This window comes from Acidovorax sp. KPB24-03 (assembly GCF_057546605.1).
On record NZ_BAAJYR010000029.1, the window covers coordinates 1 to 26,343 of the forward strand.

The 26,343-nt window shown below is 67.6% G+C and carries 25 protein-coding genes and 2 pseudogenes; 16 read left to right on the forward strand and 11 right to left on the reverse strand.

The window, feature by feature from the left end; translation table 11 throughout:
• From AC27KI_RS06425 to queF, 4 genes and pseudogenes are all read left to right on the forward strand, one after another.
• Nucleotides 1-428: pseudogene (locus AC27KI_RS06425) on the forward strand (Rne/Rng family ribonuclease); the annotation flags it as partial.
• A gap of 115 nt (nt 429-543) precedes the next feature.
• Nucleotides 544-1,320, forward strand: coding sequence for a peroxide stress protein YaaA (gene yaaA / locus AC27KI_RS06430; protein ID WP_487113096.1), 777 nt, complete (start codon nt 544-546; stop codon nt 1,318-1,320).
• An 86-nt stretch (nt 1,321-1,406) separates the two neighbouring features.
• Nucleotides 1,407-2,303 carry a 2OG-Fe(II) oxygenase gene (locus AC27KI_RS06435; RefSeq protein WP_487113098.1) on the forward strand — a complete coding sequence of 299 codons (897 nt, stop codon included), beginning with the start codon at nt 1,407-1,409 and terminating at the stop codon, nt 2,301-2,303.
• 73 nt (nt 2,304-2,376) lie between these two features.
• Nucleotides 2,377-3,222, forward strand: a complete 846-nt coding sequence (gene queF / locus AC27KI_RS06440) for an NADPH-dependent 7-cyano-7-deazaguanine reductase QueF (RefSeq protein WP_284430036.1) — start codon at nt 2,377-2,379, stop codon at nt 3,220-3,222.
• A gap of 46 nt (nt 3,223-3,268) precedes the next feature.
• On the opposite strand, the gene AC27KI_RS06445 is transcribed toward queF, so the two are convergent.
• Nucleotides 3,269-4,123, reverse strand: a complete 855-nt coding sequence (locus AC27KI_RS06445) for a SirB1 family protein (RefSeq protein WP_284430035.1) — start codon at nt 4,121-4,123, stop codon at nt 3,269-3,271.
• Nucleotides 4,124-4,196: 73 nt separating this feature from the next.
• Complete coding sequence (murJ, locus tag AC27KI_RS06450; protein WP_284430034.1) at nt 4,197-5,762, reverse strand: murein biosynthesis integral membrane protein MurJ; 1,566 nt, start codon at nt 5,760-5,762, stop codon at nt 4,197-4,199.
• Nucleotides 5,763-5,944: 182 nt separating this feature from the next.
• Between murJ and rpsT the strand changes: the two genes are divergently transcribed.
• A complete protein-coding gene (gene rpsT, locus AC27KI_RS06455; protein WP_272551520.1) occupies nt 5,945-6,244 on the forward strand; it encodes a 30S ribosomal protein S20 in 300 nt (99 codons plus the stop codon).
• Between the two features lie 304 nt (nt 6,245-6,548).
• On the forward strand, nt 6,549-8,258 hold the full coding sequence (gene mqo, locus AC27KI_RS06460) for a malate dehydrogenase (quinone) (RefSeq protein WP_487113101.1): 1,710 nt from the start codon (nt 6,549-6,551) through the stop codon (nt 8,256-8,258).
• Nucleotides 8,259-8,511: 253 nt separating this feature from the next.
• Here mqo and AC27KI_RS06465 read toward each other — a convergent pair whose 3' ends face one another.
• Entirely contained in the window at nt 8,512-8,844 is a 333-nt protein-coding gene (locus tag AC27KI_RS06465) for a DUF3579 domain-containing protein (RefSeq protein WP_487113103.1), read from the reverse strand.
• Nucleotides 8,845-9,098: 254 nt separating this feature from the next.
• Between AC27KI_RS06465 and AC27KI_RS06470 the strand changes: the two genes are divergently transcribed.
• The 6 genes and pseudogenes from AC27KI_RS06470 (at nt 9,099) to AC27KI_RS06495 (ending at nt 13,612) form a co-directional block, all read left to right on the forward strand.
• A complete protein-coding gene (locus AC27KI_RS06470) occupies nt 9,099-10,295 on the forward strand; it encodes an acetylornithine/succinylornithine family transaminase (protein ID WP_487113105.1) in 1,197 nt (398 codons plus the stop codon).
• A gap of 10 nt (nt 10,296-10,305) precedes the next feature.
• Nucleotides 10,306-11,228 (forward strand): annotated as a pseudogene (argF, locus tag AC27KI_RS06475) (ornithine carbamoyltransferase).
• A 43-nt stretch (nt 11,229-11,271) separates the two neighbouring features.
• Entirely contained in the window at nt 11,272-11,943 is a 672-nt protein-coding gene (locus AC27KI_RS06480; protein WP_487113107.1) for an HD domain-containing protein, read from the forward strand.
• Nucleotides 11,944-12,053: 110 nt separating this feature from the next.
• Complete coding sequence (locus AC27KI_RS06485) at nt 12,054-12,704, forward strand: peptidoglycan recognition protein family protein (protein ID WP_284424313.1); 651 nt, start codon at nt 12,054-12,056, stop codon at nt 12,702-12,704.
• Nucleotides 12,701-13,162 carry a hypothetical protein gene (locus AC27KI_RS06490; protein ID WP_487113109.1) on the forward strand — a complete coding sequence of 154 codons (462 nt, stop codon included), beginning with the start codon at nt 12,701-12,703 and terminating at the stop codon, nt 13,160-13,162. The genes AC27KI_RS06485 and AC27KI_RS06490 overlap by 4 nt, the downstream gene beginning before the upstream one ends.
• A 90-nt stretch (nt 13,163-13,252) precedes the next feature.
• Entirely contained in the window at nt 13,253-13,612 is a 360-nt protein-coding gene (locus AC27KI_RS06495; protein ID WP_487089039.1) for a DUF4087 domain-containing protein, read from the forward strand.
• Nucleotides 13,613-13,707: 95 nt separating this feature from the next.
• Here AC27KI_RS06495 and AC27KI_RS06500 read toward each other — a convergent pair whose 3' ends face one another.
• From AC27KI_RS06500 to AC27KI_RS06510, 3 genes are read right to left on the reverse strand one after another with little or no spacing between them, the layout of a single operon-like run.
• Complete coding sequence (locus AC27KI_RS06500; protein WP_284407067.1) at nt 13,708-13,947, reverse strand: hypothetical protein; 240 nt, start codon at nt 13,945-13,947, stop codon at nt 13,708-13,710.
• Between the two features lie 4 nt (nt 13,948-13,951).
• Entirely contained in the window at nt 13,952-15,838 is a 1,887-nt protein-coding gene (feoB, locus tag AC27KI_RS06505) for a ferrous iron transporter B (RefSeq protein ID WP_487089040.1), read from the reverse strand.
• A complete protein-coding gene (locus AC27KI_RS06510) occupies nt 15,835-16,143 on the reverse strand; it encodes a FeoA family protein (protein ID WP_487089041.1) in 309 nt (102 codons plus the stop codon). Before AC27KI_RS06510 ends, feoB begins: the two co-directional genes overlap by 4 nt.
• Nucleotides 16,144-16,301: 158 nt before the next feature.
• On the opposite strand from AC27KI_RS06510, the gene AC27KI_RS06515 reads away from it, so the two are divergent.
• A complete protein-coding gene (locus AC27KI_RS06515) occupies nt 16,302-16,625 on the forward strand; it encodes a YkgJ family cysteine cluster protein (protein ID WP_272551504.1) in 324 nt (107 codons plus the stop codon).
• Between the two features lie 41 nt (nt 16,626-16,666).
• Here the strand turns inward: AC27KI_RS06515 and AC27KI_RS06520 are convergent, their stop codons facing one another.
• Nucleotides 16,667-17,143, reverse strand: a complete 477-nt coding sequence (locus AC27KI_RS06520; protein ID WP_272551503.1) for an Lrp/AsnC family transcriptional regulator — start codon at nt 17,141-17,143, stop codon at nt 16,667-16,669.
• Nucleotides 17,144-17,247: 104 nt separating this feature from the next.
• Here AC27KI_RS06520 and kynB point away from each other — a divergent pair, with 104 nt between their 5' ends.
• Genes kynB through kynA form a run of 3 tightly spaced genes read left to right on the forward strand, consistent with a single transcriptional unit; the run spans nt 17,248 to nt 20,134 of the window.
• Complete coding sequence (gene kynB / locus AC27KI_RS06525; protein WP_487113111.1) at nt 17,248-17,889, forward strand: arylformamidase; 642 nt, start codon at nt 17,248-17,250, stop codon at nt 17,887-17,889.
• Between the two features lie 46 nt (nt 17,890-17,935).
• On the forward strand, nt 17,936-19,243 hold the full coding sequence (gene kynU, locus AC27KI_RS06530) for a kynureninase (RefSeq protein WP_487113113.1): 1,308 nt from the start codon (nt 17,936-17,938) through the stop codon (nt 19,241-19,243).
• Nucleotides 19,244-19,246: 3 nt separating this feature from the next.
• Complete coding sequence (gene kynA, locus AC27KI_RS06535) at nt 19,247-20,134, forward strand: tryptophan 2,3-dioxygenase (RefSeq protein ID WP_317359121.1); 888 nt, start codon at nt 19,247-19,249, stop codon at nt 20,132-20,134.
• 40 nt (nt 20,135-20,174) lie between these two features.
• On the opposite strand, the gene AC27KI_RS06540 is transcribed toward kynA, so the two are convergent.
• From AC27KI_RS06540 to AC27KI_RS06555, 4 genes are all read right to left on the reverse strand, one after another.
• Nucleotides 20,175-21,176, reverse strand: coding sequence for a 2-hydroxyacid dehydrogenase (locus AC27KI_RS06540; RefSeq protein ID WP_487113116.1), 1,002 nt, complete (start codon nt 21,174-21,176; stop codon nt 20,175-20,177).
• A 60-nt stretch (nt 21,177-21,236) separates the two neighbouring features.
• Nucleotides 21,237-23,699, reverse strand: coding sequence for a penicillin acylase family protein (locus AC27KI_RS06545; RefSeq protein ID WP_487113118.1), 2,463 nt, complete (start codon nt 23,697-23,699; stop codon nt 21,237-21,239).
• Nucleotides 23,700-23,806: 107 nt separating this feature from the next.
• On the reverse strand, nt 23,807-24,862 hold the full coding sequence (locus AC27KI_RS06550; protein ID WP_272551495.1) for an adenosine deaminase: 1,056 nt from the start codon (nt 24,860-24,862) through the stop codon (nt 23,807-23,809).
• Nucleotides 24,863-25,017: 155 nt separating this feature from the next.
• Nucleotides 25,018-26,184, reverse strand: coding sequence for a BMP family ABC transporter substrate-binding protein (locus AC27KI_RS06555; protein ID WP_272567809.1), 1,167 nt, complete (start codon nt 26,182-26,184; stop codon nt 25,018-25,020).
• Between the last annotated feature and the right edge of the window lie 159 nt (nt 26,185-26,343).

The following is a 26,343-nucleotide window of genomic DNA, read 5'->3' on the forward strand; positions in this document are numbered from 1 at the left end:
CCGCTCCGGTAGCGGCCCAGGTCGCGCCGGTGGCCTCCATGGCGGCCCCAGTGGCTCCGGTCGCTCCGGTGGCTCCGGTGGCGCCAACGCCCGTGCCAGCCCCCGTGCTGCAGCCTGCTGCCGCTGCTCCAGCCCAAGCCGCAGCCCCTGCCCAGCCCAATGGCGCCATGCCACGGGTCCAGGCATTCACCCTGCCGGTGGACGAGCTGAACCAGGTCGCCCAGACCTCGGGCCTGCAGTGGGTCAACTCCGATGCGGAGAAGATCGCCGCCGCGCAGGCCGCCATCGCGGCCGAACCGCGCCCGGTCCATGTGCCGCGCGAACGCCCCCCGGTGGTGGCGATCGATGAAGGCCCGCTGGTGCTGGTGGAAACGCGCCGCGACCTGCGAGACCTGACGCTGCCGTTCGAGCAGCCGCCCGCCGCCTGATGCGGCGCCGCCGGCCCGCGGTGCAATGCCCCGGGCCGGTTGTCGTCTTTGCTGGAAAGCCCGCTGCCGGGCTTTCCACTTCCCCCTCCGAGGTCACCGGACCATCGCGACCCCCATGCTGTTCCTGCTGTCTCCCGCCAAATCCCTGGACTACGACACGCCCCTGCCCGAGGGCGTCGGGCACACGCTGCCGCAGTTCGTCCCCCAGTCCACCCGGCTCATCGAAGTTCTGCGGCAGAAGTCGCCGCAGGACGTTGCCGCCCTGATGGGCATCAGCGACCCGCTGGCCGCGCTGAACGTGGCGCGGTATGCCGCATGGCGTCCGAAGTTCACCGCGGCCAATGCACGCCAGGCCGTTTTGGCCTTCAACGGCGATGTGTACGAAGGCCTGCAGGCCCGCTCGCTCACGCTGGATGAGCTGGACTGGGCCCAGCGCCATGTCGCCATCCTGAGCGGCCTGTACGGCGTGCTGCGCCCGCTGGACCGCATGCAGCCCTACCGCCTGGAAATGGGCACCCGGCTCACCACCGATGCGGGCGCCAACCTGTACCAGTTCTGGGGCGCGTCGATTGCGGAGCACCTCAACCGGCAACTGGCGGCCGACGCCACGCCGGTGGTCGTCAACCTGGCGTCACAGGAATACTTCAAGTCGGTGGACCGCAAGGTGCTGAAGGCGCGCGTCATCGAATGCGTGTTCGAGGACTGGAAAGGCGGGGCCTACAAGATCATCAGCTTCCACGCCAAGCGGGCGCGCGGGCTCATGGCGCGCCATGCCATCCGGCACCAGGTGACCACACCGCGCCAGCTCGAGGGTTTTGACCTGGAAGGCTATGCTTTCGCCAGTGCCGCCTCCACGCCGGAGCGGCTCGTGTTCCGCCGCAAGGCCGCCTGAGGGCGGATGGCCCCGCGCCCCCCGGCCCCGACGATCGACTGGATTCCTCTTCCCGAAACGCCAACGCCACTGACGCCCACCACGCCATGCCCGCACGTTCCCGCCAGACCACCTCCTCCGCCCCGGCCGATGCCCCGTCCCAATCCGTGACGCCGGAGCTGCGCGAATGGATCATCGCGCAGGCCCAGGCCGGTTTTCAGGCGCCGGTGGTGCTCCAGTCCATGCTCGACGCGGGCTGGCGGGAGGACGTGGCCGCGCACGCCATGGAGCATGTGCTGCGCGACCACCTGGAAGCGCTGGCAGTGCAGCAGGGGCAGCCTCCCGCCTCGCGCGTGCCCGAGCCGGCCGTGGGCGAATCGCCGCTCTTCATCGACGTGGGCGACCGCCAGATCGAGGTGCTCATGTCCATGGCCCAGCCCCGCGTGGTGCTGTTCGGCAACCTGCTCTCGCCCGAGGAGTGCGAAGCGCTGATCGCCGAAGCCGAACCGCGCATGGCGCGCTCGCTCACCGTGGCCACGCGAACGGGCGGCGAAGAGGTGAACGACGACCGCACGAGCGACGGCATGTTCTTCCAGATCGGCGAGAACGCGGTGGTGCGCGTCCTGGAAGAGCGCATCGCCAAGCTGGTGAACTGGCCGCTGGAAAACGGCGAAGGCCTGCAGGTGCTGCACTACCGCCCGGGCGCGGAATACAAGCCCCACTACGACTACTTCGACCCTGCCGAGCCCGGCACGCCGACCATCCTGCGCCGCGGCGGGCAGCGGGTGGCCACGCTGGTGATCTACCTGAACAACCCGGACAAGGGCGGCGGCACCACCTTCCCCGACGTGCACCTGGAGATCGCGCCGCGCCAGGGCAACGCGGTGTTCTTCAGCTACGAGCGCCCCCACCCGTCCACGCGCACGCTGCACGGCGGCGCGCCGGTGATCGCTGGCGAGAAGTGGATCGCCACCAAATGGCTGCGCGAACGCAAGTTCGAATGAAATCGGCTTGACGCCTTAGTTCTCATTGCCTCCATAGCTATTAAATTAATAGCAAACAGAAACACGGAGTTCCATGAACACCCCCGAACAATCGCAGTTGGGTCGCGCATCCGCCTATGCGGACCAGTACGACGCCGCCCTGCTCTTTCCGATTCCCCGGGCCGGCAAGCGGGCGGAGATCGGCATTGGCGACACACCGCCCTTCTTCGGCGCCGACCTGTGGACGGCGTTCGAGCTCTCCTGGCTCAACCCGCGCGGCAAACCGCAGGTGGCGATCGCCCATGTGACGGTGCCGTGCGAGACGCCGAACATCGTCGAGAGCAAGTCGTTCAAGCTCTACCTGAACAGTTTCAACAACACGCGCTTCACGGACGCCGCCGAGGTGCAGGCCCGCATCCGCGCCGACGTGAGCGAAGCCGTCTGGCGCGGGGCGGCCCATGCCGGCACGGTGGGCGTGAAGCTGCTGCAACCCGAGCTGTTCGACCGCGAGCCCGTGCAGGAACTGGACGGCTTGCTGCTCGACCGCCTGGACGTGGAATGCACGCAGTACACGCCGGCCCCCGAGCTGCTGTCGGCCAACCATGCCGAGACGCCGGTGACCGAGGCGCTCACGAGCCACCTGCTCAAAAGCAACTGCCTGGTGACCGGCCAGCCGGACTGGGGCAGCGTGCGCATCCACTACAGCGGCCCGCAGATCGACCAGGCCGGGCTGCTGCAGTACCTGGTGAGCTTTCGCAACCACAACGAATTCCACGAGCAGTGCGTGGAGCGCATCTTCATGGACGTGTGGACGCGCTGCAAGCCGATCAAGCTGTCGGTGTATGCGCGCTACACGCGCCGCGGCGGGCTGGACATCAATCCGCTGCGCACCAGCCACCCGCAAGCCCTGCCGCCCAACGTGCGCACGGCGCGCCAGTAAGAGGGCCAACAGAACCCTGGTGGCGCCGTTGCCGCTGCGCTGCGCCTCAGTTGCTGGCGCGGCGCAGCAGGCTCACGCGCTCGGCGATGGCGTCGATGTCGAGCCCGTCTTCCACGCGCGCCAGGTACGTCTCCAGGTCGGCCACGGCCAATGCCGTGTCGCCCCGCTCCGCATGGGCCAGGCCCCGGTCCCGCCACTCGCCCCAGGCGTCGGGCAGCAGCACGATGAGCCGGTCCTGCACGGCGACCAGCCGCGCCCAGTCCTTTTGCGAGCGGTGGATCTCCTTGAGGTTGCGCAGCATGCGCGCGATCACATCGCGCGGCGGCGCCGCCTGCAGGTACAGGCCCAGCGGAATGTCGTAGTCGTCCACCAGGCCGTTGCTGCGGTGCCGGTAGGGCTCCAGGCGCTCGGACAGCTCTTCCCGCGACAGCGACTGGCCCGTGGTCGGGTCCATCACCACCTGCCCCTTGGGCAGCAGCACCTTGATCATGAAGTGACCGGGAAACGAGACGCCGCGCGCATGCAGGTCCAGCCCCTGGGCCAGTTCCATCCACACCAGCGCCAGCGAAATCGGAATGCCCCGCCGCGTGCGCAGCACGGCATTGAGGTAGCTGTTCTCGGGGTCGTAGTAATCGTTGACGTTGCCCGCGAAGCCCAGGTCGCCGAAGAAGAACTGGTTGAGCGAGCGCAGGCGCTGCAGCGACGACGCATCGGCGGGCAACCGCCGGCGCAGCCGGGCAAGGAGCTGATCCACGTCGCCGAGCAACTGCTGTACGTCCAGCTCGGGATACTCGTCCTGCGCGATGGACGCCGCCGCCTCCAGCAGGGGAAACTGGTCGTCGCTGCGCACCAGCGTGGCGAAGTACTCCAGCGGAGTGGGAAGTGAATAGCTCAGGGCCATTGGAGGGTTGTAAGGGGCGTGCCGGGCCGCGTCAAGCGGGGTTCCGAAGGGAAGAAACCCGGCGCGAAGGCGGTCAGCGGCGCAGCAGTTCGCGCAGCTTGAGGCCCGCCGCCCAGAGCGCCCCGAAATACAGCACTGCCGCGCCGCCCATCAACAGGGCCAGGAGCCCGGCGCGCTGCCCCTCGTGCGCCCGCAGGGCCAGCCAGTCGAAATGGCGCGCGCCCCACATCAGCAGCACCGCCAGCAGGGCGCTGGCGGCCACCACCTGCAGCGCCAGCCGGGCCCATCCGGGCTGGGGCTGGTAGGTGCCGCGCCGCAGCAGGCCGATCAGCAGCCACAGCGCATTGATCAGCGCCCCGAGGCCTATGGACAGCGCAAGGCCCGCATGGTCGATCAGCGGCACCAGCGCGGCGTTCAGGAGCTGCGTGACCACCAGCACCACGATGGCAATGCGCACCGGCGTGCGGATGTCCTGGCTGGCGTAGTAGCCGGGCGCCAGCACCTTGATGGCCACCAGGCCCAGCAGCCCCGCGCCGTAACCGGCCAGGGCCAGGGCGATCTGGCCGACGTCGCTGTCCTGCAGCGCGCCATGGTGGAACAGCGTGGCCACCAGGGGCTCGGCAAAGGTGAGCAGGCCCACCGCGCACGGCACGGACAGCACCACGACGATGCGCAGCCCCCAGTCGAGCATGGACGAGTAGCGGGCGGCATCGCCGGCCGCCTTGGCGGCCGCCAGCTGCGGCGTCAGCACCACGCCCAGCGCCACGCCCAGCAGCGAGGTGGGAAACTCCATGAGCCGGTCGGCGTAGAACAGCCAGGTCACGCTGCCCGGCGCGAGGTACGAGGCGATCTGCGTGTTGATCATGAGCGAGATCTGCGCCACGCCCACGCCCAGCAACGCCGGGCCCATCAGGGTGAGGATGCGGCGAACGCCCGGGTCGTGCCACGCCGTGCGAATGGCCCCGGGAGTGAGCCCGATGCGCGGCAGCAGGCCCAGCCGGAACAGCGCGGGCAGTTGCACCGCCAGTTGCGTGATGCCGCCGAGCATCACGCCGCCGGCCATGGCATAGATGGGCTCGATGCCGCGCGCGGCCAACTGCGGCGCGCCCAGCCAGGCGGCGGCGATCATGCAGACGTTGAGCAGCACCGGCGTGGCCGCCGGCACGGCAAAGCGCTTCCAGGTGTTGAGCACGCCGGCCGAGAGCGCCACCATCGACATGAAGCCGATGTAGGGGAACATCCAGCGCGTCATGACCACGGCGGCATCGAAACCGCCCGCGCTCTGGCGCAGGCCGCTGGCGAGCAGCCACACCAGCAGCGGCGCCCCCAGCACGCCCAGCACGCAGGTCAGCAGCAGCACCCAGAACAGCACCGTCGCGACGCTGGCGATGAGCCGGCGCGTGGCATCGTCGCCGTGCTGGGCCTTGTGCGCCGCGAGCACGGGCACGAAGGCCTGGCTGAAGGCCCCTTCGGCGAACAGCCGGCGAAACAGGTTGGGAATGCGGAAAGCGACGTTGAAGGCGTCGGTGAGCGCGTTGGCCCCGAACAGCGAGGCCATCAGCAGATCGCGCACCAGGCCCGTCACGCGGGAGGCCAGGGTCAGCAGGGAAACGGTGGAGGCGGCTTTGAACAGGGACACGGCCGCGAGTGTATGCGCTGCGCTCCACCCGGCCCGCGGTCCTTGGAATGCCAGCCCTTGAGGCTTCACGGAAGGGCGCCGCCTGTATCGCTTCGAAAGACCCCGGCGGCCTACCCCAAGTCGCTGGGCTATAATCGCGGGCTTTGCTGACATCATCCTCAGACACTTAAGGAAAATTTACCATGGCATCTGCCAAGCCCAAGAAAAAGAACCCCCGTCTCGCCTCCGGCCGCAAGCGCGTCCGCCAGGACGTCAAGCTGAACGCCGCGAACACCTCGCTGCGCTCCAAGTACCGTACCGCGGTCAAGAATGTCGAGAAGGCCGTCCTGGCCGGCGACAAGACCAAGGCCACCGAACTGTTTGCGAAGATGCAAGCCGTCGTCGACACCATCGCCGACAAGGGCATCTTCCACAAGAACAAGGCCGCTCGCGACAAGAGCCGCCTGTCCGCCAAGGTGAAAACCCTGGCCCTGGCCGCCTGACCTTTCAGGCAAACAGCCCGGACGGCCCTGCCGTCCGCCGTTTGTAACGGGTGCGCTGTCAGCAAAACGAAAGAACCGCCTTCGGGCGGTTTTTTTGTGCCTGAAATACGGTCAACCCAATATCCATGCGGGTTTGCGGCGGGTGATCCCCTTTTTCTCGGGCCGATTTCGTGAAACTTTGATTTTTGTCAGGGTCTTTACCTAATGGGACAATTCCCGATGTCAGGGAGCGTCAATTTTTGATAAGCGAAAGCCTGCCGATTGCGCGCAGGCTTTTTCAATTGCAATCAGTCCAACCAAATCTATGAAAAAGTCGATCAAAGCGTTGTTCGGCGCCGTTGTGGTGCTGATCCTTGCGGCCGTCCTGTTCCTGTATTGGCCGCTCTTTCCCCGCTCCGTTCCTCCTGCCGAGAACGACCAGCCCGTCGACGTCGTGATGGTGGGCGCGGGCGTGATGAGCGCCACGCTCGCCACGTACCTGCAGGAGCTGCAGCCGGATTGGAAGATCGAAGTGTTCGAGCGCCTGGACGGCGTGGCGCTGGAAAGCTCCAATGGCTGGAACAACGCCGGCACGGGCCATTCGGGCTTCGCAGAACTGAACTACACGCCCGAGCTGCCCGATGGCACGATCGAGACCAAGCGCGCCGTCGGCATCGCCGAGCAGTTCGAGGTGTCGCGCCAGTTCTGGGTGCACCAGATCGGCCGCGGCAACATGCAGTCGCCCGAAACCTTCGTGAACCCCACGCCGCACATGAGCTTCGTCTGGGGTGACGAGAACATCGAATACCTGCGCAAGCGCCGCGAGGCCCTGGTCAAGAACCCCCTGTTCTACGGCATGGAGTACTCGGAAGACCAGGCGCAAATCCAGAAGTGGGCGCCCCTGATGATCGAAGGGCGCGACCCCAAGCAGAAGGTGGCCGCCACCTTCATGCCCCTGGGCACCGATGTCAACTACGGCGCCGTGACCAGCCAGCTGGTCCAGGGCCTGCGCAAGAGCCCCAACTTCCAGCTGCACCTGCAAAACGAAGTGCGTGCGCTGCGCCAGAACGACGACAAGACCTGGAACGTGACCGTGGCCCACCTGGGCGACGGCGGCAAGGAGCGGACCGTCAAGGCCAAGTTCGTCTTCGTGGGTGCCGGCGGCGCCGCGCTGCAGTTGCTGCAGGCCTCGGGCATTCCCGAATCGAAGGATTACGCCGGCTTCCCGGTGGGGGGCCAGTTCCTGTCCATCGAGAACCCCGCACTGACCGCCCGCCACACGGTGAAGGCATACGGCAAGGCCGCCACGGGCTCGCCCCCGATGTCGGTGCCCCACCTGGACGCCCGCAACATGGACGGCCAGCCCGTCGTGCTGTTCGGACCGTTCGCGCTGGCCACCAGCAAATTCCTCAAGCAGGGCTCCTGGTTCGACCTGTTCTCTTCCGTCACGCACGACAACCTGGTGGGCATGCTGCGCGTGGGCATCCACAACCTGGACCTGGTCAAGTACCTGCTTCAACAGGCCGAGCTGACCGATGACGACCGCCAGCGCGCGCTGCAGGATTACTTCCCCAACGCCAAGCGCGAAGACTGGAAGCTCATCACCGCGGGCCAGCGCGTTCAGGTCATCAAGCGCGACCCCAAGGAAGGCGCGGTGCTGCAGTTCGGCACCGAGATCGTGTCCGACAAGGACGGCACCATCGCCGCCCTGATGGGCGCATCGCCCGGTGCCTCCACCGCCCCGCACATCATGCTGAACCTGATGGCCAAGGCCTTCCCCCAGCAGATGACGGACACCGGCTGGAAGGCGCGCCTGAAGGAGATCATTCCTTCCTACGGCCGCAAGCTCAACGAAGACCCGGCCCTGACCAACGAGATCCGCCGCATGACCAGCAGCGCCCTGCACCTGCCCTACCTGGACGTGCCGGCCACCCTGGGCAAGACGGCGGCGACGGCGGCCGGCGCAGCGCCCGCGCAGCCCAAGGCGCCGGAGGCCGCAGGCCCCAAGACGAACAAGGAAATGCAGGCGCTCTGATGCCTGCGCCCCGCCTGCGCGGCTCCGGCCGCGCCTGATCGCCCCCGCGACTGCGACGCCGCAGTGCGGGGCTTTTTCCATGGCGGCGCAGGCCATCTGCGGTGGGTCGGCTCGGATTGGGTCGGGCGTCGAAAGCGCGGATCGCAAGGCGCTCCCCAGCCCGCCTTCCGACGCCCATGAAAAAAGACCCCGAAGGGGCCTTTGACGTTCTTTTCGGCCGCCCCTGACGCCGGGGCGCTGCGGCATGGTGCCGTCAGCCTTTGCGGGCAGTACCGGGCGCTTCGTCGGGCAGCAGACAGGCCTCGGCCACCTGCAACTGGTTGTCGCGCGCGAAGTTCATGACGAAATCCCAGGCCATGGGTTCGTGGCCCTGCAGGTCGCGGTGCACGATCACGCACTTGATGCCATTGAGCGTGGTGGGCACGCACCAGGGCGAATAGCTCAGGTGGCTGCCGGGGCGGGCGCCACCGGGACGGAATTGGCTCATGACCCCCGCCAGGCGCTCCGCCCAGTCGCTGGGGCGGAAGGTTTTCCCGTCGAAGGTGATGCCCTGGATGAAAACTTCTTTGGAGGTGGGGGAAACCATCAGGATCGGGGGTCGTTGGGGGGAAGTCGCCGCAGGATCGCCGCATGGCGCGCCACAGGCCGGCATTCTAACTCTTATATAAGAGCTAGCCCATCCAAAGACCCCTGGATCGGCGCTGGCCGGCGCATGGCTGTGATGCGCAATCGTCAACAGCCATGCAAAGCCCTGCCCCTAGAATCGTGCTTCGTTTTGCCGGCCACGAGCCGGCTCAGCCCCCTCCCCCTTTCGCACTGCCCTTCTCTGGAGATTTCCGCATGACCGCTTCCGCCCCGGCCGCCTCGCCCCACGTGATGAACACCTACGGCCGCCTGCCGATCGCGCTGGAACGTGGCCAGGGCGTGCGCGTGTGGGACGTGGACGGCAAGCAATACATCGACGCGCTCGGCGGCATCGCGGTCAACACGGTGGGCCACAACCACCCCAAGCTGGTGCCCGCGCTGCAGGAGCAGATCGCCAAGCTGATCCACAGCTCCAACTACTACCACGTGCCCCTGCAGGAGCAACTGGCCGCCCAGCTGGTGGAGCGCTCGGGCATGACCAACGTCTTCTTCTGCAACTCGGGCCTCGAAGCCAACGAAGCCGCGCTGAAGCTGGCCCGCAAGTTCGGCCACGACAAGGGCATCGACAAGCCCGTGGTCGTGGTCTATGAAAAAGCCTTCCACGGCCGCTCGATCGCCACGCTGTCGGCCACCGGCAACCCCAAGGTGCAGGCCGGGTTCGGCCCGCTGGTGGAGGGCTTCATCCGAGTGCCGATGAACGACATCGACGCCATCCGGCAAGCCACCGAAGGCAACCCGAACGTGGTGGCCGTGTTCTTCGAGACCATCCAGGGCGAAGGCGGCGTGAACCCCATGCGCATCGACTACCTGCAGCAGCTGCGCCAACTGTGCGACGAGCGCGACTGGCTGATGATGATCGACGAGGTGCAGTGCGGCATGGGCCGCACCGGCAAGTGGTTCGCGCACCAGTGGGCCGGCATCGTGCCGGACGTGATGCCCCTGGCCAAGGGCCTGGGCTCGGGCGTGCCGATCGGCGCCGTCGTGGCCGGCCCCAAGGCCGCGAACATCTTCGCGCCCGGCAACCACGGCACCACCTTCGGCGGCAACCCGCTGGCCATGCGCGCCGGCGTGGAAACCATCCGCATCATGGAAGAGGACGGCCTGCTGCAGAACGCCGCCGTCGTGGGCGCGCACCTGAAGGCCGCGCTGGAGCGCGAACTGGGCGGCCTGCCCGGCGTGAAGGAAATCCGCGGCCAGGGCCTGATGATCGGCGTGGAACTGACCAAGCCCTGCGGCGCGCTCATGGGCCGCGCGATGGAAGCCGGCCTGCTGCTGTCCGTGACGGCCGACACCGTGATCCGCATGGTGCCGTCGCTCATCCTCACCCAGGCCGAGGCCGACGAAATCGTGGCCCTGCTGGTTCCCCTGGTCAAGGCGCTGCTCGCCGAATGAACGTTCCGTTATGAAGCATTACCTGCAATTCAACGATCTCACCGCCGACGAGTACGCCTACCTGTTCAGCCGCGCGGCCGTCATCAAGGGCAAGTTCAAGAGCTACGAGAAGCACCACCCGCTGACCGACCGCACACTGGCCATGATTTTCGAGAAGGCCAGCACGCGCACCCGCGTGAGCTTTGAGGCCGGCATGTACCAGCTGGGCGGCAGTGTGGTGCACCTGACCACCGGCGACAGCCAGCTGGGCCGCGCCGAGCCCATCGAGGACAGCGCGAAGGTCATCAGCCGCATGGTGGACCTGGTGATGATCCGCACCTACGAGCAGACCAAGATCGAGGCCTTCGCCGCCCACTCCCGCGTGCCGGTCATCAACGGGCTGACGAACGAGTTCCATCCCTGCCAGATCCTCGCGGACATCTTCACGTACATCGAGCACCGCGGCACCATCCGGGGCAAGACCGTCGCCTGGGTGGGCGATGGCAACAACATGGCCAACACCTGGCTGCAGGCGGCCGAGCTGCTGGGCTTCACCGTGCACGTGAGCACGCCGCGCGGCTACGAGATCAATGAGAAATTGGCCCTCGGCGCAAATGGTTCTAAGGCACATAGCTATAAGTTCTATAGCAACCCGCTGGAAGCCTGCGCCGGCGCCGATCTGGTGACCACCGACGTGTGGACCAGCATGGGCTACGAGGCCGAGAACGAAGAGCGCAAGAAGGCCTTTGCCGACTGGTGCGTCGATGCCGAAATGATGGCGGCGGCCAAGCCGGACGCCCTGTTCATGCACTGCCTGCCCGCCCACCGTGGCGAGGAAGTCGAGGCGACGTGATTGACGGCCCGCAGTCCGTGGTGTGGGACGAGGCCGAAAACCGCATGCATGCGCAGAAGGCACTCATGGAATACCTGCTGCTCGGCCGCATCACCAGCTGATCGCCGAAATCGCCACGCCCTCCTCCGCCCCAGCCGCCGCCGCATGAAGCCCAGCCAAGGTGAACTGCTGGCGCGCTGGCAGGCCCTGGGCGCCGCGCTGGAGCGCGCCGGCCCCGCATGGACCGCCGAGGGCCGGCGCCTGCTGCGCCACTGGAGCCGCTGGCCCCGCGCCTACCACGACACCCGCCACCTGCACGCCTGCCTCCTGCACCTGGAGGCCGTGCAGGCCGCCCAGCTGACGGCGCTGCAGCAGCCGCACGCGGTCGAGCTGGCCCTGTGGTTCCACGACGCGATGTACTGGCCCTGGAGCGGACACAACGAAGAACGCAGCGCGCAATGGGCGCGTCGGTTCCTACTGGCCCAGCGGTTGCCCGAGGGCCTGGTGCAGACGGTGGAGCGCCACATCATGGACACGCGCCACAACCCCGATGCGCCACTGGAGGGCGACGCGTGCTGGGTGGGGGACATCGATCTCGCCGTGCTGGGCGCCCCGCCCGAGGTGTATGGCGAATTCGAGCGCAACGTGCGGCGCGAATACCGGCTCGTGCGCTGGCCGCGCTACGTGGCGGGGCGCACCGCGGTGCTGCGGTCGTTCATGGATCGGCCACACGTCTACGCGACCCCCTGGTTCAGGGCGCAACGCGAAGCGCAGGCACGTGCCAATCTCCAGCAGGCCGTTGCGGCGCTCGGGCGGGGTGTGCTGTTCGGCGAATGATTTGTGTGACGCGAGTCCGTTTGCTTACGCTTACACATTGAGCCCAAATCTGGCGTCGCAAATCAGAATGAAGTCCTTGCAGCTCCACTACCATTCTGCCAGGAGGAAAAATGCTCAATATCGATGCTCAAGGGATGGTTAGCGGAAACTCGAAAATCAAGGCACGCAGATTCTCATCGATCGAAAGATCAGAAATGAACAAGGTCTCTGGAATCATCGTCCATCAAACAGGATCCCCAACAGAGAACTCGACGTTCAATAGTTATCGAAGCGCCAACGCAAACGGTGCGCACTTTTTGATAGGCAAAGAGGGATCCATTTATCAGACGGCTTCGATTCTTCGTCGAACAAATCACGTGGGTCCGCTGAAAGCGCGTTGCTTGGCCGAACTCCGATGCAGTCCTGCCGAGATCGCCCAATACAAAAAAGCCAGTCCAACCACTATGCACAAAGCGGAAATGACCAAAGTGGTTCCAGGACGCTACCCGTCCAACGCAGACAGCATCGGTATTGAAATCGTAGGCATGGCTTCACTGCCGCCTGGAATCAAAATGCCTGCAGGATTGAGTACAGAGCAACAGCGCGCGTTTTTAGGAAACAACGCGGTTTATGAGGCGCTGACCAACCACCAACAGGTCGCCCTTCAATACCTGATCGATGCGCTTTCCGAAACACTGCACATCTCGAAAGCCGAGGTGCATCGTCATCCTGAGGTGAGCCGGAAAAATGCTACGGAAGCTGCCACGGCGACATGGCAATGACCATCAAGCACTTCCTGGCTTCGGCCCTTTTTGCAGGCGCAGGCATCGCTTCGTTCGCCTCCCCGACGAGCGATTTCGACAGGACGCTCCAGCCCAAGAAATACCGTCTCGGCCCGATCAAGTCAGTCGTGGTGCAGGACCGCACTGCCAAGGGTTTCGGCGCGGAGGCCGACTGCGGGCACCTGGCGATCGACGAGAAAAGGGTGCGTTTCTTTTTGGCGAATGCCCGGTTCCGCAGCGAGTATCAATACAGCCAGGAACTGCAGACCGGCGATTGCAACGCACAGGCCAGGGTGATATTCCAGGATGGCCGAATCGCCAAAGTCTCCATCGACAACTGGACGGGGTGGGGCGCGATCACGGCCCGGGGAGCGACCTACTTTATGCGGTGCGAAGTCTGCACCGACATCCTGGAAAGCAGCTTTCCATTCGATGCCCGAAAGCCGGCCCGGCCCTGAGCCGGTCCGGAGATCGAACGCACCAGAGCATTCCTTCGAATGGCTTGCCAGAAAAGCGCATCGGACCGGGGCTGCCATCACCATCACGCCATGACCATTTGCCTGCCGCAACGCTTGCATCACGCAAAAATCACAGCCTTCATTTCGATGCCTGCATTGGCGATTGCCTGCAACGTTGCAACCGCAGCGCCACAGGCCACGACCACCCGCTGTGGCTGGTTCGATCAGCCGACACCCGGAAATGCAACGCTCGTGGACAAAGCGGGGGAATGGACGGTGGGAATGCAGGGCGGCCACCAAGCCGAAGGTGACTGGCCCGTGTTTCCCAAAAACAGGTGGGTGGCAACCGGATCGGGCAGCGCAGGATACGGTTGCGCGTGCCTCGAAAGCAGCACGCGCGCCGATACGAAGGAAGTGACCCGAATCGTCTCGTGGCGTTGTTGCCCCTGAAGACCTGCCGACGCGACAAGGCGCTGATGGGAAAGGAGCCGGAAAACCCTCTGCGCCAGCCATGAAACATGGGGGGCGTTCCGCCGATGCCCGCCCTACTTCGGCACCGAAGAACGGCTGCCCGGCATCTGCACGACCTGCTCCTGGCCCACCGCACCGCCGCCCGTTCCGCAGCCGCCCGAATCGCAGCTGCTGCAGCCCCCGCAACTGCTCGACTGCGCCAACGCCGGGTGCACGCGGTCCAGGCGGGCGCGCCAGCGGGCGGGCATCCACTTCCACACCATGTAGGCCACGGCGAGGGCGACGATCACGCCGACGATGATTTCCTGGGCCATGGGCTCAGCCTCCTCCCAGCGCCAGGGCCAGGCGATACGTGATGAAGCTGGCGGCGTACGCCAGCGCGAACAGGTAGCCGGTCATCAGCAGCGGATAGCGCCAGCTGTTGGTCTCGCGGCGCACGGCGGCGATGGTCGAGATGCACTGCGGCGCGAAGACGAACCACGCCAGCAGCGACAGCGCCGTGGCCAGCGACCAGCTCTGGGCGATCAGCGGGCCCAGTTGGGTGGCCACTTCCTCGCCGGTGGCCGAGAGGGCATACACGGTGCCCAGCGCCCCCACCGCCACTTCGCGCGCGGCCATGCCGGGCACCAGGGCGATGGCGATCTGCCAGTTGAAGCCGATCGGCGCCACCAGCACCTCCAGCACGCTGCCGATGCGGCCGGCGAAGCTGTACTGGATGGCAGCGCCGGTGGCGCCCTCGGGCGGCGCGGGATAGGTCGAGAGGAACCACAGCAGGATGGTGACGGCCAGGATGATGCCGCCCACGCGGCGGATGAAGATCAGCGCGCGCTCGTACAGGCCCTGCGCCAGGCTGCGCACGCTGGGCCAGCGGTAGGCGGGCAGTTCCATCAGCAGCGGCGCGTGGCCGGAGCCCCGGCGCGCGAGGCGGGCGACCGCCGCCACGGCCATGGCGCTCACGATGCCGCCGAAGTACAGCGCGAACAGCACCAGCCCCTGCAGGTTGAACACGCCGCCCACGGTCTGCTCGGGGATGAACGCGCCGATGAGCAGGGCATACACCGGCAGGCGCGCGGAGCAGGTCATGAGGGGCGCGATCATGATCGTGACCAGCCGGTCGCGCCAGTGGGTGATCGAGCGCGTGGCCATCACGCCGGGCACGGCGCAGGCAAAACTTGACAGCAGCGGAATGAACGACCGCCCCGACAGTCCCACCGTGCCCATGACGCGGTCGAGCAGGAAGGCCGCGCGCGGCAGGTAGCCGGAGTCTTCCAGTGCCAGGATGAAGAAGAACAGGATCAGGATCTGCGGCAGGAACACCAGCACCCCGCCCGCGCCCGCCAGGATGCCGTCGGTGAGCAGGCTGCGCAGCACGCCGTCGGCCATGTGCGCATTGATCCAGGCCGACAGCCCGTCCACGCCGGCCTTGATGGCGTCCATGGGCATCGCGGCCCAGCTGAACACGGCCTGGAACATGAGGAACAGCGTGACGGCCAGCAGCAGCAGGCCCCACACCGGGTGGAGCACCACGGCATCGATGCGGTCGTCGTTGCGCAGGCTGACCGCGGGCTCGCGCACGGCGGCGGCCATGATGCGGCGCACCTCCTGATGCAGCTGCAGCACCTGGGCGCGCAGGTCCACGCCCACCGCCCGGTTCACGGACGCCGTGCCCGCCAGCGCCTGCGGCGCCTGGGTGTCGAGCCACTGCAGCAACTCCTGCGCGCCGTCGCTGCGCACGCCCACGGTGGACAGCACCGGCATGCCGAGTTCACGTGAGAGCGCTTCGCGGTCGATCTCGATGCGCTGGCGCGCCGCCATGTCGCTCATGTTGAGCACCAGCACCATCGGCAGCCCCAGCGCGCGGGCCTCCAGCACCAGGCGCAGGTTCAGGCGCAGGTGGGTGGCATCGGTCACGCAGACCAGCAGGTCGGGCACGGCCTCGCCGGGCCGCTCGCCGGTGACGATGTCGCGCGTGACGGCTTCGTCGGCGCTGTGGGCGTTCAGGCTGTAGGCACCGGGCAGGTCCAGCACGCGCACGCGGCGGCCGCTGGCGGTGTGCAGCAGGCCTTCCTTGCGCTCGACGGTCACGCCAGCGTAGTTGGCCACCTTCTGGCGGGCGCCGGTGAGCAGGTTGAACAGGGCGGTCTTGCCGCAGTTGGGATTGCCCAGCAGCGCGATGCGCAGGGGCGACGTGGCGGCCCCGCTCATGCGGGCGCTCCGGCCTGCACATGCACCAGCGCGGCCTCGTGGCGGCGCAGTGCGAAGGTGGCATGACCCACGCGCACGGCCAGGGGATCGCCGCCGGGGAAGCCGCTGGCCACCACGCGCACGGGCTCGCCGGGCAGAAAGCCGATTTCCATGAGGCGCTGGATCACCGCGCGTTCCTGTTCGTTGCGGGCCGGCTGCAGCGCCGTCACATGGGCGTGCACCTGCCGCGGGAGGCGGTCCAGGCCCGTGGCGGCGGGCAAGGCGGTGCCTGGGGCCAGTGCAGGGCCCGAAGATTCTTCAGTCATCTTCATCGGATTGTTATGAATGAGTTTAGTTCTCATTTTAGGCCGCATCCTTTCGGCCGGCTTGAGGCGCATCAGCCCCGGATGCGATGCGCTGCCGGGCCAGCCCATGCGCCCGAGCCCGCACAATGCCGGTTTTGCGCCGATATGCCCCCCCTGCCATGACCCATCCCTGCCTGAGCTGCGGCGCGTGCTGCGCCAGTTTCCGTGTCGATTTCTCGGTGCATGAATCGCAGGAGACGGGTGGCAGCGTGCCGCAGGGCCTGGTGGTGGAGGTGACCGACCAGTTGCGCCGCATGCGTGGCACCGACCACGCGTCGCCGCGCTGCGCCGCCCTCACCGGCACCGTCGGCGTGCGCGCCGCCTGTGGCATCTACGAATGGCGGCCCTCGCCCTGCCGCGAATTCGAGGCGGGCAGCGATGCCTGCCGCCGTGCACGCCAGCGCCATGGCTTGGCGGCGCTGCCGGACAGCGCGATCTACTGATTGGGGATGGATCGCACCAGCCGCGGCGCAGGCCGCTGGTGCTACGCCGGCACGGGCAGGCCGCCGACCTGGCCCTTGAACTCCTGCAGCGAAAAATACGAGTGCATGTGCCGCACGCCCGGCAGGCGGTGCAGGCGGCGCTGCAGCAGCTCGGAATAGGCGTCCAGGTCTTTCGCGACCACGACGAGCATGAAGTCCTCCGGGCCCGAGATGCCGTGGAACATCACCACCTCGGGGATCGCGCAGACCGCCTCTTCGAAGGCCTGGGACGAGATCTCGGTCTGGTGGTCGATGCCCACCATCACGAACGCCATCACCCCGAAACCCAGCGCACGCCGGTTGAGGCCCGCGTGGTAGCCGCTGATGACGCCGTCGTCCTCCAGCCGCTTCACCCGGCGCCAGCAAGGCGACTGGGACAGGTGCGCCATCTGCGCCAGTTCGCCCGAGGTGAGCCGGGCATTGCCCTGCAGGGCTTCGAGCAATTGCTTGTCGGTGCGATCGAGGGAGGCGGCCTGCATGATTTGTTCTGTTTTCGGATTTAAAAGAATGGATTATTCAATTTTTACCGATGCAAAGGATAACCCCTTTGGAAAACACCCCCGATGCGCATAGCATGCGCGCCATGAACACGAATTCACCCCGGCTGTGGGACATTTCGGCGCCGGTGCATGCCGCCACGCCGGTCTTCCCCGGCGACACGGCCTACACGCAGCAGTGGTGCGCCACCATCGGGCCCGGCTGCCCGGTGAACGTGAGCGCCATCACGCTGTCGCCCCATGTCGGCTCGCATGCCGATGCCCCGCTGCACTACGACCCGGACGGTGCTTCCATCGGCGAGGTGCCGCTGGACGCCTTCATCGGCCCCTGCCGCGTGATCCATGCCATCGGCGCGGGGCCGCTCATCGAATGGGCGCACCTGGCCCACGCCATGCAGGGCCTTCCGCCGCGGGTGCTGGTGCGCACCTATGAGCGCATGCCGGTCGATCGCTGGGACGGGGCCCTGGCCGCCTACGCGCCTGGCACCATCGAGCGGCTGGCCGATCTGGGCGTGGTGCTGGTGGGCATCGACACCGCCAGCATCGACCCGGCCGACAGCAAGACGCTGGACAGCCACCAGGTGATCCGCCGCCGCGGCCTGCGGGTGCTGGAGAACCTGGTGCTCGACGAGGTGCCGGAGGGCGACTACGAACTCATCGCCCTGCCCTTGAAGCTGACCATGGCCGACGCCTCGCCGGTCAGGGCCATATTGCGCCCATGCCGTTGATTTCATTGCCCTGATTGCTATCATTTTTGATTAAACCGAGCCTTCCATGACGACCTTGCAAGACTGCCGCGCACTCGATGCGCAGGACCCCCTGGCCCCGCTGCGCGCGCACTTCGACCTTCCCCCCGGCGTCATCTACCTGGACGGCAATTCGCTCGGCGTGCTGCCCCAAGCCACGGCGGCCCGTGTGGCCGACGTGGTGACGCGCGAGTGGGGCACGGACCTGATCCGTTCGTGGAACACGGCCAGCTGGTTCGACCTGCCCCAGCGCCTGGGCAACCAGCTCGCGCCATTCATCGGCGCCGGTGCCGGCGAGGTGGTGTGCACCGACAGCACGTCCATCAACCTCTACAAGGTGCTGAGCGCGGCACTCAACATCGCCCGTGAAGAGAGCCCGGGCCGCCGGCGCGTGGTGAGCGAGCGCAGCAACTTCCCCACCGACCTCTACATCGCCGAGGGGCTGTGCAAGGAGCGCGGCCTGGAACTGGTGCTGGTGGAGCCCGAGGAGATCACCGCCTCGCTCACCGGCGAGGTGGCGGTGCTGATGCTCACCCACGTGAACTACCGCACCGGCGCCATGCACGACATGGCGGCCCTCACGGCGGCGGCGCATGCGGCCGGCATCCTCACGGTATGGGACCTGGCGCACAGCGCCGGCGCGGTGCCGGTCGACCTGCAGGGCGCCGATGCCGACTTTTCCACCGGCTGCGGCTACAAGTACCTGAACGGCGGCCCCGGTGCCCCGGCCTTCGTGTGGGTGCACCCGCGCCATGCCGACCGTTTCTGGCAGCCCCTGTCCGGCTGGTGGGGCCATGCGGCGCCGTTCCAGTTCACGCCCGGCTACCAGCCCGCGCCCGGCATCACGCGCTACCTGTGCGGCACCCAGCCCATCATCAGCCTGTCGGCCCTTCAATGCGGCCTGGACGTGTTCGATGCCGCGCAGCCGCTGGGCGGCATGGCCGCGCTGCGCGCCAAATCGCTGGCACTGACGGACCTGTTCATCCAGCTGGTGCAAGCGCGTTGCGGCGACCACGGCCTGGGCCTGGCGACCCCGCGCGAACACGCCCGGCGCGGCTCGCAGGTGTGCCTCACGCGGGACGAAGGCCAGGGCCTCCACGGCCAGGGCAGCGGGGCCTACGCGATCGTGCAGGCGCTCATCGCGCGCGGGGTGATCGGCGACTTCCGCAAGGGCGACGGCGGCCAGGGCCCGCACAAGGACATCCTGCGCTTCGGCTTCACGCCGCTGTACATCGGCTTCGAAGACGTGTGGAATGCCGTCGAGCATCTTCGCCAGGTGCTCGACGGCGCCGAGTGGCAGCGCGCCGAGTTCAACCAGATCAACGCGGTGACCTGAGCCATGTGCCCCCATTCCCAATCCCCCGCGCCCGCCGGCAGCGAAGCGACCACCGGCAAGCCCGAATCCATCGTGCACGAAGAGCGGGCCCAGCTCGACTTCAGCCAGAGCATGAGCTACGGCGACTATTTGTCGCTCGATGCCATCCTCACCGCGCAGAACCCCCGCTCGCCGGCGCACGATGAAATGCTGTTCATCGTGCAGCACCAGACCAGCGAGCTGTGGATGAAGCTCATGCTGCACGAGCTGCGCGCGGCCATCGCGCTGGTGGCCAAGGACGAGCTGCAGCCGGCCTTCAAGATGCTGGCGCGCGTGTCCAAGATCATGGAGCAGCTGGTGCACGCCTGGGACGTGCTGGCCACCATGACGCCGCCCGAGTACAGCGCCATGCGGCCCTACCTGGGCAGCTCCAGCGGGTTCCAGAGCTACCAGTACCGCAGCATCGAATTCGCGCTGGGCAACAAGAACCGCGCCATGCTCCGCCCGCACGAGCACCGCGCCGACCTGCTGGCCCAGGTGCAGGCCGCCTACGAGGCGCCCTCGCTCTACGACGAGGCCCTGCGCCTGCTGGCGCGCCGCGGCATTCCGGTGCCGGACAGCCACACGGCCCGCGACTGGACCCAGCCCTACGAGGAAAGCGATGCCGTGGAGCAGGCCTGGCTGGTGGTGTACCGCAACCCGCGGCAGCATTGGGACCTGTACCAGCTGGGCGAAGAACTGACCGACCTGGAAGACGCCTTCCGGCTCTGGCGCTTTCGCCACGTGACCACGGTGGAGCGCGTGATCGGCTTCAAGCGCGGCACCGGCGGCACGGGCGGCGTGAGCTACCTGCGCAAGATGCTGGACGTGGTGCTGTTTCCCGAGATCTGGAAGCTGCGCACCGACCTTTGAAACCAAGCGGTGGCGGGCCCCGAAGGGCCGCCCCCGCGGCTCACACCGGCGCCACGACCCCGGTGCCCGCGAAGTGCCCGCCGGCGTTGGCCAGGAACTGGTTCACACTGGCCTGCACGGCCTCGGGCGACCAGCCTGCCACGTGCGGCGTGAGCAGCACGTTGTCCAGCCCGATCAGCGCATCAGGCGGGTGCGGCTCGCTTTCGTAGACATCGAGCCCCGCGCCGGCGATGCCGCCCACGCGCAGGGCCGAGGCCAGTGCCTCGGTGTCCACCACGCTGCCCCGGGCGATGTTCACCAGGTAGCCCAGCGGGCCCAGCGCCTGCAGCACCTCGGCATTGACGGCATGGCGCGTGGCCGCGCCGCCCGGCGTGGCGCACACCAGCACGTCGCACCATTTCGCCAGTTCCAGCAGGCTGCCGAAGTACTCGTAGGCCACACCGTCGCGCGGCTTGCGGTTGTGGTAACCCACGGCCATGTCGAAGCCCGAGGCGCGGCGCGCGATCTTCTGGCCGATGGTGCCCAGGCCGAAGATGCCCAGGCGCTTGCCCGACACGTTGGGCGGCAGGCCGATGGCGTCGCGCCACACGCCTTCGCGGCACAGGCGGTCGAGCGGTCGCAGGCCGCGCACCGCGCCGATCAGCAGGCCGAAGGCGTGGTCGGCCACGCAGTCGTCGTTGGTTCCGGCGCCCGAGGCCACCACGATGCCGCGGGCGCGGGCCGCGGCCAGGTCCACGTTCTCATAGCCGGCACCCAGCACGCAGACGAGCTCCAGCGCCGGCATGGCCTCGATCTCCTGGGCGCTCAGGCCCAGCGAGCCGATGGTGAGCACCGCCCGGAAACGCCCGCCCTGGGTGACGATGGCCGCGGTGCGGTCCGCCGCCGTGGGGGCGTAGTGCAGGTCGTAAAGGGCCGCGATCTGGGCTTGGCTCTGCGGGGACAGGTGGTTGAGAACGAGCAGGGGAATGCGAGGACTGGACACGACAGGATGCTTCCATATTGATAGCTGAACGGGCAGGCGGATCAAGCGCTGCCGCCCCATTTTGCGCCAATCGACCGGGGCGCGCCACCGGGTTGCGTCACCCCCGGCGCGCGCGGCCGATCATTCCCTCACGGTGACGGTGCTGTAGCCCGCGCTTGACGTGATCTCCGATTCCGAGAACGGCAGGCGCAGCCACTGCTTGGCGCCGTAGGCCCGGGTGTAGTCGCCGTTGCGGCTGGAGGCCGGATCGTCCGACAGCGAATAGGTGAGGAACGTGTGCGCCTCCACCCCGCCGGCCGGAAAACCCACCACCTGCATGTAGCTGTTGCCGTGCGGCTGCCCGTCCATGCTGTAGCCGCCCTGCTCGATCGGGTTTTCCGAGCAGTTGATGGTGAAGTAGCCCGGATCGCCGCAGCCGCCGTACAGCGCGATCTTGCTGCCGCCGCGCGTGGCGAACAGCACGTCGCCGCGCGGCGCATCCAGCGCGAAGCCGCTGCGCTGCACGCTCAGCACGGCGGCGCCGAAGGCCTGCCGCAGCGCATCGGCGGCGCTGGCGCGCAGCTCGCGCGGCGTGTTCAGCGGGTCGGCGGCGCTGAACGGCACGGCATAGAGCTGCGCGGCCGGCACCTTCACGCGGTTCCAGAACTCGTCCCACACATGCGAGCCCCGCGCCGTGGCGTTGCCGGTGTTGTTCCAGGCGCGCAGCGTGGCGCAGGCAGCGGCCACGTCCACCGTCCGGCCCTCGGCCGCGACCGTGATCTGGGGCGCCACGCAGACCAGGGAGAGGGCCTGCTCCTTGAAGCGCTCGGCGCTGAACACCCGGCTGTCGAGCACCATCTGCCGCACGATGGCGCTAGTGGCCTGCTGGCCGGCATAGGCGTCGGTGCCGGCCAGGCGCTCGAGCGCCATGGTGTGGCCCATGCGCGTGCGCAGGCTCTGCGCTTGCGTTCCGGCCGGGCCGAAGATCGCGGGAAAGCCCGTGAGCGGCGCTCTGGCGTTGGCCAGCCAGTAGCTGTCGTTCATGTTGCCCACATAGTCGTCGCGCAACAGGCTGGGCATGCGAGAAGCGCCCACGGTGCCCTTTTGCGCCGAGTCGCTGTCGGTCTGCCAGTCGCAAGCGCTGCGCGAGCCGTCGAAGAACGGCACGTTGGGCAGGGCCGCCGCCATCGCCTTGCCGAAGCCGGTGGTGCAGGTGGCCACCTGCTCGGTCGACACGTTGGGCACGGCGCCGATGTCGGCATACCAGGCGCGCGGGTTGCCGCGCCCCACGGCCACGGTGTTGACCCAGGGAATGGCCGATTCCTGCTTCTGGATGGCGATGAACTCGTCCAGCGAGGCCGCCTGGTTCCAGCGCATCCAGTTGCGGAAGGTGCGGAAGTTCTCGCCGTTGACGTCGCGCATGGCGAAGGCCGTGGTCTGGCTCCAGGCCAGCGCCGGGTTGAGGCCGCCCAGGTTCACCACGGGCCCGTACTCGGTCTTGTAGAGGGTGCGCGTGACGTCGGTGAGAGCGCCGGAGGCGCCGCGCACCTGCACGGTGATGGGGGTGGCCGCCATCTTCACCGCCTTGCCATCGCGCACGTAGGTCGTGCGGTCGCCATCGGCCAGCTGCAGCTGGAAGACGCCGAAACGCCGCGCGGTGGAGACGGTGTGGCTCCAGGCCACGTTGTCGTTGAAGCCGATCAGCACCACCGGCACGCCCAGGAACGACGCGCCGCTCACGTTCAGCTCGCCGGGAATGGTCAGGTGGGCCTGGTAGAACCGATCCGGTCCCTTCCAGTACCAGTGCGGGTTGCCGAAGAGCAGGCCGCTCGACTCGCCGGTGGCGGCGGTGCCGAAGCCGTACATGTTGCTGCCGATGCCCGCGGTTCCGCCCACCTGCAGCCGGGGCGGCTGCGTGCGTGCGGGATCGAACTGCGCCACCTTCTGGGGGGATGGCGACGCGGGCATGGCGGTCCCGGCCGTCGTGCTGGCGGCCGCACTGGGCAGCGTGGCATTCGCCAGCGGCGCCACGAAGTTGCTATAGCCCCCGGCCAGATTGGCCGCATACATCCGCCGCCAGATGTCCCGCGCGGTGACGGGCTGCACCCATGCCGCCGTGCGGCAGGCCGCATGGGCGGTGCCGCCGGACTGGGCCTCGCGCAGGTAGCGGTTGTAGCCGGCGGCAAAGCCGGCCACCATCTTGCGCAGGTTGTCGGGCTGGGCCGCCACCATGGCGTCCACCACGTCGCTGGAGATCACGTGGCGGTGGAAGAAATCGGAGTCGAGATTGCGCGGGCGGTCGATGGTGCTTTCGTACACCAGCAGCGCATCGCCACCGAAGTAGCGCGAGCGCTCGCCGCGGTAGGTCACAAACGAATCGGCCATGGTGCACAGGTTGTCCTGCGCCTGCGCATAGCCGTATCCGAAGCCCGCATTGCCCCAGTTGGAGGCCTTGATATGCGGCACGCCCATGGCCGTGCGCCGGATCTCCGCGCTGTAGCGACCGTTGTCGCCGCCTTCGCCGCCGCCCCCGCCGCAGGCAGCCAGCGCCGACAGCGCCAACACGGAAAGCGGCAGGCTGCCGCGCCAAAATCTCTCTCTCATGGCCTTGTCTCCTTGGGATGAGCCGCCTTTTGGATGCGGCGAACGGGCCCCAAGGATAAGCGCAGTGCGTACAGTGCTGTACGCATCCCCTGCCGGCGACAGGGGCGTCAGTAGTCCTGCTCGACGCTTTGCTGAAAGCACACCTTCAGCCGGTGCTCCCAGTCGTGCTTGTCGGCCTCGGGCACGAAGCTCGCCTCGAAGCTGTTGAAGGCCAGCTGGTAGGCGTGGCGCGCCGTGAGCTGCGGATCGGCCGCGAACAGCTGCGTGAAGTTGTCGTTGATGTAGCCGCCGAAGTACGCCGGGTCGTCCGAGTTCACCGTGGCCGCCAGCCCGGCATCGAGCAACTGGCGCAGGTTGTGGTCGGCCAGGTCGGGGAACACGCACAGCTTCTGGTTGGACAACGGGCACACCGTGAGCGCGATGCGCTCCTGCGCCAGCCGCTGCATCAGCGCCGGGTCGTGCACGGCCTGCACGCCGTGGTCGATGCGCTCGGCCTTCAGCACGTCGAGCGCGCTCCAGATGTACGCCGGCGGTCCCTCCTCGCCTGCATGCGCCACGCGCCGCAGACCCAGTTCGGCGCAGCGCGCGAACACGCGCGCGAACTTCTCCGGCGGGTGCCCGACTTCGCTGCTGTCCAGCCCCACGCCGATGAAATGCGCGCGCAGCGGCAGCGCCGCCTCCAGCGTGGCCAGGGCATCTTCCTCGCTCAGGTGGCGCAGAAAACACAGGATGAGCGCGGACGAAATGCCCAGCGCCTGGCGCGCATCGGTGCAGGCCCGGTGCAGGCCGTGGATCACGGTCTCCATCGGCACGCCGCGCGCCGTGTGCGTCTGCGGATCGAAGAAGATTTCGGCATGCACCACGTTGTCGGCCGCGGCGCGCTGCAGGTACGCCCAGGCCATGTCGTAGAAGTCCTGCTCGTGCAGCAGCACGCTGGCGCCGGCGTAGTAGATGTCGAGAAAGCTCTGCAGGTCGGTGAACGCGTAGGCATCGCGCAGGGCCTGCACGCTCGCGTACGGGAGCGCCACGCCGTTGCGCTGCGCCAGGGCGAAGATCAGCTCGGGTTCGAGCGAGCCTTCGATGTGGATGTGCAGCTCGGCCTTGGGCATGCTGCGCAGCAGCGCGGGCAGGCGCTGGGCGGGAATGGGGGGGACCTTGAACATCGGCGGACTCCAGAAAGGGATGCCGCGCGCCCGATCGGGGCGGCGGTAGGGCAATGATGCCTTGTCCGCGGCCCGCCGCCATCGGCGCCTGCCCCGGGCCAGGCAGGCCGCGCCAGGCCGGCACGCGCGCCGGCCTGGATTCGCTGGGGGATCGCTTACTTCTTGTCGCCGCCGGGCACGGTGCCTTCGACGCCCTTCACGTAGAAGTTCACACCGCCCAGGAACTTGTCGTCGGCCACCGCGTCCTTCGCCAGCACTTCCTTGCCGGTGTTGTCGGCGATCGGGCCCTTCCAGATCGAGAAGCTGCCATCCTTGAGGCCGGCCTTCACCTGCTCGACCTTGGCCTTGGTGTCGGCGGGCACGTCCTCGGCGATGGAGACGAGATCGATCGCGCCTTCCTTCACGCCCCACCAGCTCTGGCCGGTCGTCCAGGTGCCGCCCAGCGCATCCTTGGTGGCCTTGATGTAGTAAGGGCCCCAGTTGATCACGGCCGAGGCCAGGTGGGCCTTCGGACCGTAGGCGGTCATGTCGGAATCCCAGCCAAAGGCGCGCTTGCCTTTTTCCTGCGCGGTCTTGAGCACGGCGGGCGAGTCGGTGTTCTGGAACAGCACGTCGGCGCCACCGTTGATGAGCGACGTGGCGGCCTCGGTTTCCTTCGGGGGGCTGAACCATTCGTTCACCCACACCACCTTGGTCTTGATCTTGGGATTGACCGACTGCGCGCCCAGCGTGAAGCTGTTGATGTTGCGGATCACCTCGGGGATCGGCACCGAGCCCACGACGCCCAGCGTGTTGGTCTGCGTCATGGCGCCGGCGATCACGCCGGCCATGTAGGCGCCCTCATAGGTGCGGCTGTCATAGGTGCGCACGTTCTCGGCCGTCTTGTAGCCGGTGGCGTGCTCGAACTTCACGTCCTTGAAGTCGGGGGCGATCTTCTGGATCGACTCCATGTACCCGAACGTGGTGCCGAAGATCAGCTTGTTGCCCTGCGAGGCCATGTCGCGCAGCACGCGCTCGGCGTCGGCCGACTCAGGCACGCTCTCCACGAAGCTGGTCTGCACCTTGTCGCCGAACTCCTTCTCGATCGCCTTTCGGCCGTTGTCGTGCGCGAAGGACCAGCCGCCGTCGCCCACCGGGCCCACGTAGGCGAACGCGATCTTCAAAGGCTCGGCCTTCGCGGCGGGCGCGGACGCAGCGGGCGCCGGAGCGGCGGCCGGCGCTGGCGCGGGCTCGTCCTTCTTGCCGCAGCCGGCCAGGGCGGCGGCGGCCACGGCGGAAAGCGCGGCCACCTTGAGCAGCGAGCGTTTGTGCAGATCGGTCATGTCGGTTCCTTCGAGGAAAAAAAGTGAGGGGAAAGGCAACGAAAAAATAAATTATCGGGGGCCCGTGCAGCACCGCGCGGGCCGTGCGGGTCACGACCCGGGATGGAACGGCTTGCCAAGCGAGGCCGGCATGTTCACGCGGATCCAGCGGGTGCGCGA

Coding starts and splice junctions, on each gene's coding strand:
- AC27KI_RS06480 (WP_487113107.1), top strand. CDS start 11,272: ATGAAGCCCAGCCAAGGTGAACTGCTGGCGCGCTGGCAGGCCCTGGGC.
- AC27KI_RS06490 (WP_487113109.1), top strand. CDS start 12,701: ATGACCATCAAGCACTTCCTGGCTTCGGCCCTTTTTGCAGGCGCAGGC.
- kynB (WP_487113111.1), top strand. CDS start 17,248: ATGAACACGAATTCACCCCGGCTGTGGGACATTTCGGCGCCGGTGCAT.
- AC27KI_RS06495 (WP_487089039.1), top strand. CDS start 13,253: ATGACCATTTGCCTGCCGCAACGCTTGCATCACGCAAAAATCACAGCC.
- AC27KI_RS06500 (WP_284407067.1), bottom strand. CDS start 13,947: ATGGCCCAGGAAATCATCGTCGGCGTGATCGTCGCCCTCGCCGTGGCC.
- AC27KI_RS06545 (WP_487113118.1), bottom strand. CDS start 23,699: ATGAGAGAGAGATTTTGGCGCGGCAGCCTGCCGCTTTCCGTGTTGGCG.
- AC27KI_RS06435 (WP_487113098.1), top strand. CDS start 1,407: ATGCCCGCACGTTCCCGCCAGACCACCTCCTCCGCCCCGGCCGATGCC.
- rpsT (WP_272551520.1), top strand. CDS start 5,945: ATGGCATCTGCCAAGCCCAAGAAAAAGAACCCCCGTCTCGCCTCCGGC.
- AC27KI_RS06510 (WP_487089041.1), bottom strand. CDS start 16,143: ATGACTGAAGAATCTTCGGGCCCTGCACTGGCCCCAGGCACCGCCTTG.
- AC27KI_RS06555 (WP_272567809.1), bottom strand. CDS start 26,184: ATGACCGATCTGCACAAACGCTCGCTGCTCAAGGTGGCCGCGCTTTCC.
- AC27KI_RS06465 (WP_487113103.1), bottom strand. CDS start 8,844: ATGGTTTCCCCCACCTCCAAAGAAGTTTTCATCCAGGGCATCACCTTC.
- kynU (WP_487113113.1), top strand. CDS start 17,936: ATGACGACCTTGCAAGACTGCCGCGCACTCGATGCGCAGGACCCCCTG.
- yaaA (WP_487113096.1), top strand. CDS start 544: ATGCTGTTCCTGCTGTCTCCCGCCAAATCCCTGGACTACGACACGCCC.
- queF (WP_284430036.1), top strand. CDS start 2,377: ATGAACACCCCCGAACAATCGCAGTTGGGTCGCGCATCCGCCTATGCG.
- AC27KI_RS06540 (WP_487113116.1), bottom strand. CDS start 21,176: ATGGGGCGGCAGCGCTTGATCCGCCTGCCCGTTCAGCTATCAATATGG.
- kynA (WP_317359121.1), top strand. CDS start 19,247: ATGTGCCCCCATTCCCAATCCCCCGCGCCCGCCGGCAGCGAAGCGACC.
- AC27KI_RS06485 (WP_284424313.1), top strand. CDS start 12,054: ATGCTCAATATCGATGCTCAAGGGATGGTTAGCGGAAACTCGAAAATC.
- AC27KI_RS06515 (WP_272551504.1), top strand. CDS start 16,302: ATGACCCATCCCTGCCTGAGCTGCGGCGCGTGCTGCGCCAGTTTCCGT.
- AC27KI_RS06445 (WP_284430035.1), bottom strand. CDS start 4,123: ATGGCCCTGAGCTATTCACTTCCCACTCCGCTGGAGTACTTCGCCACG.
- AC27KI_RS06550 (WP_272551495.1), bottom strand. CDS start 24,862: ATGTTCAAGGTCCCCCCCATTCCCGCCCAGCGCCTGCCCGCGCTGCTG.
- AC27KI_RS06520 (WP_272551503.1), bottom strand. CDS start 17,143: ATGCAGGCCGCCTCCCTCGATCGCACCGACAAGCAATTGCTCGAAGCC.
- AC27KI_RS06470 (WP_487113105.1), top strand. CDS start 9,099: ATGACCGCTTCCGCCCCGGCCGCCTCGCCCCACGTGATGAACACCTAC.
- mqo (WP_487113101.1), top strand. CDS start 6,549: ATGAAAAAGTCGATCAAAGCGTTGTTCGGCGCCGTTGTGGTGCTGATC.
- feoB (WP_487089040.1), bottom strand. CDS start 15,838: ATGAGCGGGGCCGCCACGTCGCCCCTGCGCATCGCGCTGCTGGGCAAT.